Annotated in this window: 12 protein-coding genes; 3 read left to right on the forward strand and 9 right to left on the reverse strand. The window is 64.0% G+C overall.

What is annotated here, in order from left to right:
• Positions 1-44 precede the first annotated feature (44 nt).
• Positions 45-2,279 carry a CHASE3 domain-containing protein gene (locus KJQ96_RS21730; protein WP_213288578.1) on the reverse strand — a complete coding sequence of 745 codons (2,235 nt, stop codon included), beginning with the start codon at positions 2,277-2,279 and terminating at the stop codon, positions 45-47.
• 15 nt (positions 2,280-2,294) lie between these two features.
• Positions 2,295-2,702: a response regulator gene (locus KJQ96_RS21735; protein ID WP_213288579.1), complete on the reverse strand. Its 408-nt coding sequence runs from the start codon at positions 2,700-2,702 to the stop codon at positions 2,295-2,297.
• 177 nt (positions 2,703-2,879) lie between these two features.
• Between KJQ96_RS21735 and KJQ96_RS21740 the strand changes: the two genes are divergently transcribed.
• On the forward strand, positions 2,880-3,785 hold the full coding sequence (locus KJQ96_RS21740; protein ID WP_213288580.1) for a DMT family transporter: 906 nt from the start codon (positions 2,880-2,882) through the stop codon (positions 3,783-3,785).
• A 63-nt stretch (positions 3,786-3,848) separates the two neighbouring features.
• Here the strand turns inward: KJQ96_RS21740 and KJQ96_RS21745 are convergent, their stop codons facing one another.
• A complete protein-coding gene (locus KJQ96_RS21745; protein ID WP_213288581.1) occupies positions 3,849-4,559 on the reverse strand; it encodes a BA14K family protein in 711 nt (236 codons plus the stop codon).
• A gap of 256 nt (positions 4,560-4,815) precedes the next feature.
• On the opposite strand from KJQ96_RS21745, the gene KJQ96_RS21750 reads away from it, so the two are divergent.
• Positions 4,816-5,226 (forward strand): NADH:ubiquinone oxidoreductase subunit NDUFA12, encoded by a 411-nt coding sequence (locus KJQ96_RS21750; RefSeq protein ID WP_213288582.1) that lies wholly within the window; start codon positions 4,816-4,818, stop codon positions 5,224-5,226.
• Between the two features lie 515 nt (positions 5,227-5,741).
• Here the strand turns inward: KJQ96_RS21750 and KJQ96_RS21755 are convergent.
• Positions 5,742-6,446 carry a DJ-1/PfpI family protein gene (locus KJQ96_RS21755; RefSeq protein ID WP_213288583.1) on the reverse strand — a complete coding sequence of 235 codons (705 nt, stop codon included), beginning with the start codon at positions 6,444-6,446 and terminating at the stop codon, positions 5,742-5,744.
• Positions 6,447-6,558: 112 nt separating this feature from the next.
• On the opposite strand from KJQ96_RS21755, the gene KJQ96_RS21760 reads away from it, so the two are divergent.
• Positions 6,559-7,497 (forward strand): GlxA family transcriptional regulator, encoded by a 939-nt coding sequence (locus tag KJQ96_RS21760; RefSeq protein ID WP_213288584.1) that lies wholly within the window; start codon positions 6,559-6,561, stop codon positions 7,495-7,497.
• Between the two features lie 14 nt (positions 7,498-7,511).
• Here KJQ96_RS21760 and KJQ96_RS21765 read toward each other — a convergent pair whose 3' ends face one another.
• From KJQ96_RS21765 to KJQ96_RS21785, 5 genes are all read right to left on the reverse strand, one after another.
• On the reverse strand, positions 7,512-7,997 hold the full coding sequence (locus tag KJQ96_RS21765) for a hypothetical protein (RefSeq protein WP_213288585.1): 486 nt from the start codon (positions 7,995-7,997) through the stop codon (positions 7,512-7,514).
• 171 nt (positions 7,998-8,168) lie between these two features.
• On the reverse strand, positions 8,169-9,011 hold the full coding sequence (locus tag KJQ96_RS21770; RefSeq protein ID WP_213288586.1) for an endonuclease/exonuclease/phosphatase family protein: 843 nt from the start codon (positions 9,009-9,011) through the stop codon (positions 8,169-8,171).
• A gap of 88 nt (positions 9,012-9,099) precedes the next feature.
• Complete coding sequence (locus KJQ96_RS21775) at positions 9,100-9,981, reverse strand: hypothetical protein (RefSeq protein WP_213288587.1); 882 nt, start codon at positions 9,979-9,981, stop codon at positions 9,100-9,102.
• A gap of 190 nt (positions 9,982-10,171) precedes the next feature.
• Positions 10,172-11,587 (reverse strand): sodium:proton antiporter, encoded by a 1,416-nt coding sequence (locus tag KJQ96_RS21780; protein WP_213288696.1) that lies wholly within the window; start codon positions 11,585-11,587, stop codon positions 10,172-10,174.
• 102 nt (positions 11,588-11,689) lie between these two features.
• Positions 11,690-12,637, reverse strand: coding sequence for an alpha/beta hydrolase (locus KJQ96_RS21785; protein WP_213288588.1), 948 nt, complete (start codon positions 12,635-12,637; stop codon positions 11,690-11,692).
• Between the last annotated feature and the right edge of the window lie 6 nt (positions 12,638-12,643).

The following is a 12,643-nucleotide window of genomic DNA, read 5'->3' on the forward strand; positions in this document are numbered from 1 at the left end:
TTGGCATCGAAAACGACGCCGCAGGAGGGGGGCTTGCGCCTTGTTTATCCCGACAGCGCGCGGCGCACCATGTTCGCCAACTGCGACTGCCGGTACGGCTTGGTCAGCAGCAGCACGCCGGGATCGAGACGGCCCTGGTGCACGATCGCGTTGTCGGTATAGCCGGACGTGTACAGGACTTTGACGCCGGGCCGGAGCTTCAACACCTTGTCCGCCAGTTCGCGGCCGGTCATGCCGCCGGGCATGATGACATCGGTGAACAGCAAATCGAACGCCTGACCGCTTTCGATCAGGTTCATCGCCGCCGGTCCGTTGGCAGCGGCCACCGTGCGATAGCCGAGGCTCTGCAATTGCGTGGTGACGAAGTTGCGCACCAGCGCGTCGTCTTCCACCACCATGATGGTCTCGTTACCATGCGGCAGCGCCGCTGCCGCCGGCGGCGCGGCCTCGACCTGGCCGCGGGCAGGGGGCAGATAGAGCTTGATCGTGGTGCCGTGGTCGACCTCGCTGTAGATCCGGATATGCCCGCCGGACTGCTTGACGAAGCCGTAGACCATGCTCAAGCCGAGGCCTGAGCCCTTGCCGACCTGCTTGGTGGTGAAGAACGGCTCGAACACCTTGTCCAGCACGTGCTGCGGCATGCCGGCGCCGGTGTCGCTGACCGCGAGCATTACATAGGGACCTGGCTTTGCGTCCGGGTTGGCCTGCGCATAGGCCTCGTCGAGCACGACGTTGCGCGTCTCCAAAAGCAGCTTGCCGCCGTTCGGCATCGCATCGCGCGCGTTGATCGCCATGTTGAGCAGGGAGTTGGCGAGCTGCGATGCGTCGATATGGGCAATCGCCACTTCCTGCTCGAGAATGGAGTTGACCTCGATCTGCTCGCCGAGCGTCGGGCGAAGCAGTTTTGCGATATCGAGCACGGTCGCGTTGATGTCGACATTGCGCGGCTGCAGCGGCTGGCGGCGGGCGAAGGCGAGCAGATGCTGGATCAGCTCGCTGCAGCGCTCCGCCGCCTGGTCAATCAGTTCGGCGGTCTTCTGCAACGCCGGCTCGTGCGCAAGGTTGGCTACCAGCGTTTCGGTGGTGCCGGTGATCACGGTCAGCATGTTGTTGAAGTCGTGCGCGACGCCGCCGGTGAGCTTGCCGATGGCGTCGAGCTTTTGGGCTTGCTGCAGCTTGTGCTCGGTTTCGCGCGACCCCGTGATGTCGTGGTAGACCAGCGCTGCGCCGCTGATGGCACCCGAGGCATCGCGCAGCGGCCGGCCGCTGATCACGAGGTGAACCGGCGGATCGCCGCTAACCGGGCGCAACACGATCTCGCTGGCGTCGAACGCTTCGCCGCGCAGCGCGCGCGAGGCGGGCATGTCATGGACAGGTAGCAGCGTGACGCCGTCGGCATGGAAAACCGCGCTGAGCGACCGTAAGTGCTCGACCGTCATGCCCGGCCGGTAGCGCAGCATCTTCTCGGCGGCCGGGTTCGAGAGCAAAACCTCGCCCCTGGTGTCGATGACAAGCACCGCCTCCGCCATGCTGTGAAAGGTGCTGCGCAAGACCGCGGCCGAAAGCCTGAGTTCTTCATGCGCGGCGACCAGATGTTCGGTGCGCTCGGCGACCGCGGCCTCCAGCGCCTCGTTGGTGGCCTTGGTGGCGCTCAGCGAATCCTGCAGTTCCCGGCGCGAGCGGCGGGTTGAGACCGTCAGAAGAGTGGCGAGGAACAGAATCAGCAGGACGCCGGCGAGATCGATCGCCAGCAGGAGCGTCCCGTTGGTTTCGGATTCGGCGCGTCTGGCAAAAAGCAGCCTGCGCTCTTCTGCGACCGCTTTCTCGAGGTTTTCGGTGATTGCGGCCGTCGCCGCACGGTCCTCCTGGTTAACGAGCGCCGCGACAGCGGCGCCATCTCCCGCGGTGCGCAGCCTGATCAACTCGCCATTGAAGGCAATCTGCCGCTCGACCAGCGCCTTGGTTTCCTCGATCAGCCGCCTTTCGGTGGGATTATCCTTGACCGCCTCGACCAGTGCCGCCAGCGCCGGCAGGGTGGCGTCGCTGGCCTCGCGGTATTCCCTGGCGAATTCCTGATCGCCCGATAGCGCAAAGGCGCGCGCCGCGCTTTCCGTCCGGCGCAGCAGCGGGCGCATATCCGAGATTTTGCTGAGAATTCCAAGCGCACGGTCGACCGAGGCTGCATCGGACCGCGACTTGAGGTCAAGACCGATCGAGGCAGCGCCGATAATGAGGAGGATCGCGAGGCCAATTCCAAGAATGATACGCTGCGAGGGCATTGCCAGTTGTTTACTTCACGATTTTGACTGCTGCGCGGAAGCTTTCGGGTTGGTGATGCATTGGTTGACCGAGGTCAACAATGCGTCCGGCGTGAACGGCTTGCGCAGACAGCATGCTGCGCCGAGCTCGATGGTCATCCGCAGGAACTCCGGTGCGCGTTCGGTGTTGGCGAAGGCGTAGCCCGACATCGCGATAACAGGTACATCCGGCTTGCGCTCGTGGAACATCCGGATCGATTCGAAGCCGCGCATATGCGGCATGAGCACATCGATCAGCATGACGTCGAAATCGGAAGTTTCGAGCGCGCGCATTCCCGCTTCACCACCGTCGGCAACGGTGACCTCGAAACCCTTGCGCGTCAGACAAACCTCGATGGCAACGCATACCATCGGGTCGTCATCGACCACGAGAACGCGCGGCACGATGATTCCTTCTTCCTCAGGGCGGCGGCAAGTCGCACGTCCCATGTGACGATTAAGTCGAAACATCGACAGGTCGTCTGCATGGTAGAGTGCCCATAAAAGCTGCCGAGGGCAATTCCGTTTCGCTGTATCAGAACGATAACAAATTCAACCGCCGGTTCCGGACCCAATCCTTTCATGTCGCCAATCAACCATGCGAGGCGCGTCGCTGCCGCCCGGCTGTCGCCACTCGGGCTCATCCTGCTCGCCGTTACGTCAGTGGGGTGGGGCCTCAACTTTCCGATCATGAAACATTTACTGACCGAATGGCCGCCATTGTCCTCGCGCGGCCTGTGCGGCATCGTCGGCGCCGCGGCATTGGCGCTGTTTGCGGTCGCGCGGCGGCAGAAATTGAGCGTGCCGCGTCTCATGTGGCTGCGGTTGCTCCTGGTCTCGATGCTCACGATCGGCGGCTGGGTCGCGTTCATGGGGCTGGCGCTATTGTGGCTCACCGCCAGCGAGGCCGCAGTGCTCGGGATATCGATCCCGGTCTGGGTGGCGTTTCTGGCACGGCCGATCCTCGGCGAGCGGCTGTCGCCGCTCCGCGCCGTCGCGCTGATGGTCGCGCTTGCCGGCATCGCCGTGCTGATTGGCGGCAACGGCATCGAGGCTAGCGTCGAGAAATTGCCGGGCATCGCCTGCGCGCTGGCAGGCGCTGTGTGCGTTGGGCTTGGCACCGTATTGACCAAGCATTTTCCGCTGGCGATGCCGCCGCTGTCGCTGGCCGCCTGGCAGATCGGGCTGGGCTGCCTGCCGATCGCGATCGTGGGCCTTGTGGTCGAGCAGCCGCAACTGGCGGATCTATCATCCATCGGCTGGGCGTCGCTGCTCTACATGACGCTGATCCAGTTCTGCCTGTGCTACGTGTGCTGGTTTGCCGCGCTGGAGCGGCTGCCGGCGGCGACGGCCTCGATCGGAACCTTGCTGGTTCCTGTCATCGGGGTGCTTGCAGCGGCAGCGATGCTGGGCGAGCCGCTCGGCCTGCGCGAGATCGCTGCACTGGTGTTTACGCTCGGCGGCGTCGCGGTGGCGTTGCGCTCGTAAGTAATTTCAAACAAAGAAGGCGGCGCACCGGAATGCGCCGCCCTTCGAACTCACGATGTCTTGCTATTGCGCCGGGCAGGGATGACGTTGCCCGTCATAACCGAGATACGTTCCTGACGCCGGGTCGTAGGACTTGTATCTCCGCATGCAATACGCGACGGCATCATCACCGACCACGGGCGCTGCGGCGACTATGGTGTCGTCGTAATAGTAGGGGTCATCGTAATAGGTGCTACCGTAATAGCCATAGGCCGACCCGATACCGGCACCGATCGCGAAGCCCGGCCAGAAGCCGCCGTGACGGTGGTGATGATGGCGATGATGGAAGTGACGGCCGCCGCCGTGCCAGCCGCCACCTGCGACGGTACCTCCACCGACGACTGGCGCGGGCCGGACAAAGCCGGTTCCGCGGCCTTCCGTGCTGGCAACGGCGCCGGCCCTAAAGCCGGGACCGCCGGGTGCAACGGCCACGCCGCCACCTCTACCGCCGGGTGCAACGGCCATGCCGCCGCCTCTAAAGCCGCCGCCTCCACCGATAGCTGCGCCGCCGCCACCGGCCGCCATGCCACCGCCGCCACCTCTCATGCCGCCACCGCCACCGATAGCTGCACCGCCGCCACCGACAGCCGCACCGCCACCGCCGCCGACAGCCGCACCGCCACCGCCCCTGGCGCCACCGATAGACTGCGCCTGAACGGCGCTGAGGCTTGGCGCGACCACCGGCAACACAAGCGCCATCGCTGCCGCGGTACTCAAAACCTTTAGACTGATCATTTTAGGCTCCATTTGCGGGATATAGGCCCTAACCCGCTCAAGGGGCGGACGTTCCAGAGCCCGCGCGTTGATTGCACGCGAATACAGCCTGTCGGATCGCGGAACTGTGTCGGGATGAACGGATTGCGCCGATTCCGCGACTGTGGACGGGCAGCAAGCCGCCGTCCGGCACGGCCGGAATGTCAGCCTCTGTCTGGACAATCCGTCCGGCCGGTGGCATCAGAGCGGCACGATATCTCGAACCGGCCGAGCCCTCATGAAGCTGTTTCTGCTGAAATTTTTCACTTGGTGGAACGGCCAAACATTCGGCACGCAATTGTGGACGTGGCGGTTCGGCGAATTGGTCGGACAGGACGAGCAGGGCAACCGCTACTACCGCACCAAGGGCGGCAAGATCGATCCGACGCTGGGTTTCGAGCGGCGCTGGGTGATCTACAACGGGCTTGCCGAGGCGAGCCGGGTGCCGCCGTCATGGCATGGCTGGCTGCATCACGTTGTCGATACCGCGCCGACTGAAGAGACCTACACGCCGCGGGAGTGGGAGAAGCCACACGTTCCGAACCTGACCGGCACGCCCGCGGCCTACCGCCCCTCCGGCTCGACGCTGGCGAGCGGCCGCCGCCCCAAGGCGACCGGCGACTATCAGCCCTGGACGCCGGGAAGCTGAGACGATCGTCATTCACGCGCGTCGCGGTCATACCGCGTTGCATGCGCCTTAGACCACAATCATCGACCCTGTGAATAACGGGATCAGCGGGGACATCCGCCGCAGCCGCCTTGCGCCATCCGCGTTATCGCGGCTCAATGTAGCCATCTTACGGAGATGGGAAACCATCGCGTCGGTGCCGGGCTCCAGTTCGCGACTGCCCCGGCGAGCAGCGGCCACCGAGTAGGACACGGCCGGGAGATAGGCCCCCGGTGCAGAAGTTCTGAAATCGCCCGCCAATGTGTGGCTGCCGTAGGACAGGAAAGGCCGTCTGGGAAACCAGGCGGCCTTTTTCTTTTGCGCCAAACGCCAGAGGTGCCTGCACCGGTTCGTGTCCCGGACGCGGTGCAGCGTTCTCCCGGCGATGCGAAGCATCGCGGCGCCGCAGAGCCGGGACCTATTCAGATGGGTCCCGCCTCTGCGTCGCGTCACTTCGTGCCGCGCCGTGTCCGGGACACGATTGCAGAGGCACAGCGCTACCCCAGCCGTGCGGCGGCGCGGTTGATCATCTCGCCGCGTCGGATTTGCGCTGGCGCGATCCTATCCTTCATGAAGGCAAGCACTTCCGGCGGCGCGGTGTCGGGTGAGCCGGAATTGAACGGCGGCGCCGGGTTGTATTCGAGCCGGAGCTGGATCGCCTCTGCGGTCTTCTGATCGTGCAGTAGCGCGACCAGCGTCAGCGCGAAGTCGATCCCCGCGGTTACTCCGCCGCCGGTGACGCGGTTGCCGTCGACGCAGACGCGCGTCTTGGTCGGGATCGCGCCGAACGCGCTCAGAAAATCCATCGCCGTCCAGTGCGTCGCTGCGCGAAAACCCTTGAGCAGGCCGGCGGCGCCGAGCACCAGCGATCCCGTACAGACGGAAGTGATATACTTCGCGCCGGGCGCCTGCTTGCGCAGGAAGGCCAGCATCTCCTCGTCGGTGATCATGTCGTCGGTGCCGAACCCGCCGGGCACGCAGATCACGTCGAGTTGCGGACAGTCGGCAAAGGTCGTGGTCGGCGTCAGCACCAGCACGGAATCACTCGTCACCGGCTCAATCCGTTTCCAGATCAAATGCACGTTGGCGCCGGGCAGGCTGGAGAACACCTGCAAGGGACCGGTGAAGTCGAGCTGGGTGACGCGCGGGAACAGCACGAGGCCGATCTGAAGCGGCGTGGACGATTGAGATGGCGCGGACATCGTGACCTCCGGAAAATTTGGCTTGACGAAGTGCATCGTGCCATGGTCGCTTCTTGTCCGAAATGGCATATTTCCCTCATTTCAGGACATCGGCCAAAAGCGGGCAAATCTCATGATCGGCGTTCTCGTGTTTCCGGATTTCCAGTTGCTCGATGCGGCCGGGCCGATATCGGCGTTCGAGATCGCGGCGCGCTATGCCGAGGGGGCGCCCGCGATCCGCGTTCTGGCGGTGACGCCGGGGCCGGTGCGCTCGTCGTCGGGCGTCGAGATCGTTGCGCGAGGATTAAAGTCGGCATCTGCGATCACGACGCTGATCGTTGCCGGCGGCGAGGGCGTGCGGCAGGCCGCCACCTGCGAGAAGACGATCGGCTTCGTGCGCATGATTGCCAAACGCGGCATCCGCATCGCCAGCGTCTGCTCCGGCGCTTATGTCCTCGCAGAAGCCGGCCTGCTCGACGGCCGCCGCGCCACCACGCATTGGCAGCGCACGCGGCATTTTCTGAAAACCTATCCGCAGGTGAAGCTGGAGCCCGATCGCATCTTCGTGCGCGACGGCGACGTCTGGACCTCGGCGGGGATATCGGCCGGCATCGATCTGTCGCTGGCAATGATCGCGGAGGACTATGGCGACGAGATCGCGCAGAAGACCGCGAAGCAGCTCGTGCTCTATCACCGCCGCAGCGGCGGCCAGTCGCAGTTCTCTTCGCTTCTGGAATTGAAGACGCCGAACGGCCGCTTCGGGCCGCTGCTGGCCTGGGCGCGCGAAAACCTCGATGCGCCGCTCACCGTCGAGGATCTCGCCGAGCAGGCCGGCATGAGCTCGCGGCATTTCACCCGCGCCTTCATGGCCGAGACCGGCACCACGCCGTCAAAAGCGGTGGAGCGGCTACGGATCGAGGTGGCACGGCAACGCGTGCAGTCCTCGAGCGAGGCGATCGAGCGCGTCGCGCAGACCACCGGCTTCCGCGACCCGGAGCGGATGCGCCGCGCCTTCATCCGCGCCTTCGGCCAGCCTCCGCAATCGCTGCGCCGCGCGGCGCGGGCAGGGTAGGTGAACGGAAGCTGCTACCTTCGGAAATCCACCCGGCCTTGCGCAAAGTAGCCGTCTATTCGCTGATCGCTCACCACCAGGCCGACCCAGGGCACCGTGATCTCCGGATTGTTCAGGTTGATATACTTGCCCACCAGCCGCCGCGGACCTTCGCGCCGTGCCTCGATCAGTCCCCGGCGCGCGCCGGCATTCCAGTCGAACAACAGGTACACGCGGTCCCCCACGGTTCTCGCTTCGCCCCGGCCCTGTTTCCATTTGTCGGGGGCATCGCCCGGTATGGTTGGGTCCGCGGCACCCTTCCAGCGGCTCGACCACTCACCATCGATCCTGCCGCGCTGGTAGCTCGCATCTCCGGGGCTCCAGGGCCTTGCATTCTCGTCGGTGGCGGATTCTTCCGGCATCGTGATGCGGGCGAACTGCATCACGTCGTCATCACCGGGATTTGGAACGTCCATGACGCCGAACGGATTTCGGGTCGTGAGATCGCTTTCGGATTTCATTGGCCTTCTCCAACTGCAATCGCCCTGCCTTGGCTCAACGGCACGGCTTGGTTCGTGAGCTTGGGGATCGCAGGATCAAGCCGTCGCCGCCACCCGATTCCCGAAGGAACCGTGGTGGTGATGTAGCTGGAGTCGATTTCGAACCCGGCTGCAAGGGCCGGGGTAACCTCCTCACGCGGAGGGAGCGGCGCTGATTTCCAGATCGGCCACGACGCCAAAATGGTCGCTGGGCCAGATGCCGTCGACCGCTAGGTCGAATGCGAGCGAGGCGGCCTGAACCTCGCAGCTCGCCTCCGGGTGGGCGTCCCAGGAGCCCACGAAGACGTAATCGACCCTGCGCCGATGACGCGGCTGACGGACGATCCTGCCGATCTCCGACTGTGCATTTGGATTGTCGACGCTCCAGGTATACCCCTGACCTTCGCCTGCGACTTCCCAGGCGTCGTGATACCTGACGCTTCGTCCGCCGAGCGACTGCAGTCCGGTGAGGTAGCGAATGCTGGCCGCGTCAGGCGTTGCGTTGAAGTCGCCGGCAATGATGGTGGGAAGCGGCTGCCGGTGACGCGCGTCGAGGTCCGTCAGCGCAACGACCTGCCGTTCCCGGGCCGATTCCGCGGCGAGCCGCCAGGAGGTCGTAGCGGCGATGAACAAAAGATCGCCTTCGCCGGGTAACGGCACCGTTACTGCCAGCGAACACCAGGGGACATCGTTCGCATCCGACATGCGCAGATCGAGGACTTCCTCGACGCGATGCGGCCATCGCGTCGCGACGGCGCTTCCGCCAAAACGATCGGCATGGGGCGGGACGGTGCGCAGCACGTCAGCCTGATGCGTTCCATGCAGACCGGTGTCGTGGATCAACTCGTCGAGTTGCGAATGATCCGGCGATTTGACCACTTCCTGGAATGACACGAGATCGGGAGCCAGCCGGCGCAGTTCCAGATTGATCAGACCGGTTCGTTTCGGGTCGCCTTGCCGATTCCAGACGTTGAGCGTGACGACGCGTAGCCGCATCCTCGTAAGCCGGCTTCATGGACCAACCCGACAACGTCCGCTGGAGCAGTTGGTTCAGCGCCGCTTGCCGGTGCCTGCCTGCGCTGGCTCAAGCAACGTCGGCTTGCGCGCTCTGCGTTTCCTCGGTGAGCAGGGCGTCCAGATCGACAAGCTGCGGATCGTCGTCCTGCGGTTCGCCGTTTCCTGCGCTGCCGTGAAGATGCATCAACGTCTGCACGCGGCGGGCATTGAGATGGTCTACATGCTGATGCTGCAGCGCTACCGGCAGCAGCGCCTTGGGGAGCCCGACCAACGCAAAGGCGGAAACTTTGCGCACCTTGCCGTCCTCGCGCCAACGCAGGGGATGGAGGGTGTACATCAATTGCCGTTCGGTCTCTGCCGATCGCGGCTCGTCCGACAGGGATGGCGCGGGGTTGGCGAGGTTGGCGTTGCCCGCGCGCGTGCGTACCGCGGCGGAACGCAGCTCCCAGCAGATCAAGTCCGCCGCCGCGCGGACTTCGCTACGCACCGCATCCACGCTGGCCGAGAACCGGGTGGCTTCAGGTATCGACAGCGAGCTCTTCGTAACGGCCTCGACGAGCGCGGTTGTGCCGGCTTCGAATCCGGGCGCAGCGCGTTCGATCGCCGTAGCCATCGCCTCGATCTCGTCAGCCATCGCGTCGCGGTCGCGCTGGGCCTTGGCATCAGCGAGGGCGCGCTCGGCCGAGGCCACCTGATCGTCAAATTCCACCAATTCGGCGCGCAACGTCTTGGCGCGGTCTTCGACGGCGCGCATGCTGGCTTCGGCTCGATCGAGCCGGGAATTGTCGGCACCGGCTACCGCCAGCCGTTCGGCAGCGGCTCGCTTTTCTGCGAGTTCCGATTCGGCCACGCTCAACCGCTCGGCCAACTTCTGCCGCGCCGTCAGCTTGTCCTTCAGCGCAACCTCGAAGCGCTCGATCGGGCCGAGCTCGCGCCTGAAAAATGCCATTGCAATCACCTCGCGGATTGCTGCCGAATCACCGGCAGAGTTGTTGCGTGCGACAGCTAGTATGAAACTTGGATAACATTGCGGCCTGAGTCGGTACAGCCCAGCCGGCCAATGAATGATGGCCGGTGCGAGGCCGGCCACCACCTTTCCCGCCGCCTATAGCCGCGCCTTCGCGCAGCAAGTGAACGACTCAGCCGCGGAAAAAAACCAACGTGACCAAGGCGAACACTGGCAGCAATACGCACCCGGACCAGAGCATGTAACCGAAGAAGCTGGGCATCTTTACGCCCTGCTGGCGGGCAATGGCATAGACCATAAAGTTCGGCGCGTTTCCGATGTAAGTGTTCGCTCCCATGAACACCGCGCCGGCCGAGATTGCCGCGAGCGTCAATGCGCCCTCCCGCATCAGCCACTCGGCTCGCCCTCCTGCCAACTCGAAGAAAACGAGATACGTCGGCGCGTTGTCAAGGAAAGAAGAGAGGGCGCCAGTCAGCCAAAAATAGGCAGCGATGTTGGCGCTTCCGTCCGCATTCGTCACCATGGCAACTAAGGGAGCAAAGGCACCTGCACTCCCGGCGCGCAGCATCGCCAACACGGGAATAATCGTGACAAAGATGCCAGCGAACAGGGCTGCGACCTCCGCAATAGGAACCCACGAGAACCCGTTCGCCACATGGCTCTGCTTCGGCGTGACCAAAAGGGACAGAAGAGTCACCACGATCATGGCGGCATCCCGCAAGAGGTTCTGGATTGCAACCTCGATTCCCAAAATCCGAACCGTGCCGAGCTGCAGTTTGGCGCTGAGTAGGATAGCGGCGATGATGACGCCCCCTAGCAGCAAGTTGATTCCGCCGTTCACGCGAATTGGTTGATCCGGCGTGGGGTCGACCGGCACGTGTCCTTCGCGCTTGTAGATGATGGTGTCCAGGGCGAAGAACACCGCCAGAACGATTCCTGCCGCGAACAGCGTTTCAGGAAACAAGTGCTGTGTCGTCCAAAAAAAATCCACACCTCGGAGAAAGCCGAGAAACAAGGGCGGATCACCGAGCGGCGTGAGAGAGCCGCCGATGTTCGAGACCAGAAAGATGAAGAACACCACGACATGCACGTTGTGCTTTCGATCGTCGTTGGCCCTAAGGACCGGGCGTATCATCACCATCGACGCGCCGGTGGTACCGATCAGGCTGGCGAGAATGGTTCCGATGCCGAGCAGCACCGTATTTGTCATTGGGGCGCCGTGAAGGTTGCCTGAAACCACGATTCCACTTGCGACCGTGAACAATGCCAGCAGAAGGAGGATGAAAGGGATGTATTCCAGCAGCGCGGTATGAGCCAGCGCATGCACGGTGTCAGTTAGCCCGACAAACAGCGCCATCGGAATTCCGACGAGCGCTGGCCAGAACAACGCAATCTTGCCGTGGTGGTGTTCCCAAAAATGCGGCGCAAGGAGGGGGAAGAGCGCAATTGAAAGCAGGATGCCGACGAACGGCAAGCCCCATGCAAGACCCAGTTTGGCTCCGTCCAGCTCAGCCGCCATTGCTTCGGACGGGAGCGCCACCGCGAGCGCGATTCCGGCCAGGATGCCAAGGGGGCTAAGCCCATCCATCCTGGAATGGCGTCCCGAGGCGAGGAACATGCGAGGTAAGGTTTCGATCAAGGTGTCCTCAACGCGCGAATGAGTTGGAAGAAGATAACAATGCGCTTCCTCTTAATGCAGTGCTTTCAGCCAGACTGCAATTTCGCTGACGGCGACGTTGGCCTGCTGCAGCAGCTTGCCCATGGTGAAGAAGCCGTGGAACTGGCCCGGGAAATGTCGGTAGGTCATGGGCACGCCGGCTTCCTTGAGCCGCGCGGCATATTCGGCGCCCTCGTCGCGCAGCGGATCGGCGCCAGCGGTTAGCACATAGGCCGGCGGCAACCCTGCCAGCGTTTTCGCGCGCGCGGGCGAAGCCTTCCAATGCTCGATGTCGGCCGCGCCGTTGAGATAATGGTTGCAGAACCATTTGATTACGGAATGCGTCAGCAGGATGCTGGTCTCGGGCTCGCTGTGCGAGGGATGAGTCATCGCAAAGTCGGTGGCGGGATAGATCAGCACCTGGCCGGCGAGTTTCGGGCCGTCGCCGTCGCGTGCGGCGAGCGCCACGACAGCGGCGAGATTGCCGCCGGCGCTGTCGCCGCCGACCAGCAAGTGGCCGGAGTCGATGCCGAGCTGGCTGGCATTGGCAGCAACCCATTTCGTCGCCGTGATGGCATCGTCGGCGGCGGCGGGAAATTTGTGCTCCGGCGCCAGCCGGTAGCCGACCGAGATCACGATCAGTTCGCCCTCGTGGGCAAGCTTCTGGCAGACCACTTCATGGGTGTCGAGATCGCCGATCACCCAGCCGCCGCCGTGAAAGAATACCAGGCACGGCGCAAGGCCGTTGCTCTTGCGCAGCGTTCTCGGCGTGTAGATGCGCGCCGGAATCGTGCCGTGCGGCGCGGGGATCGCGAGCGGCTTGGTCGATTCGAGCGCGGGCGGTTCGGGATTACTGACGACGCGGGCGCTTCGATAATATTCGCGCGCTTCCGGCGCGGTCAGCGTCTCATAGGCGGGACGGCCCGCCTCCTGGAAAGCCTTGTAGACGGCGGCGGCATCGGGATCGAGCGTGACGGGCATGGGACC

It is taken from the genome of Bradyrhizobium sp. sGM-13, assembly GCF_018398875.1.
GTDB lineage: Bacteria > Pseudomonadota > Alphaproteobacteria > Rhizobiales > Xanthobacteraceae > Bradyrhizobium.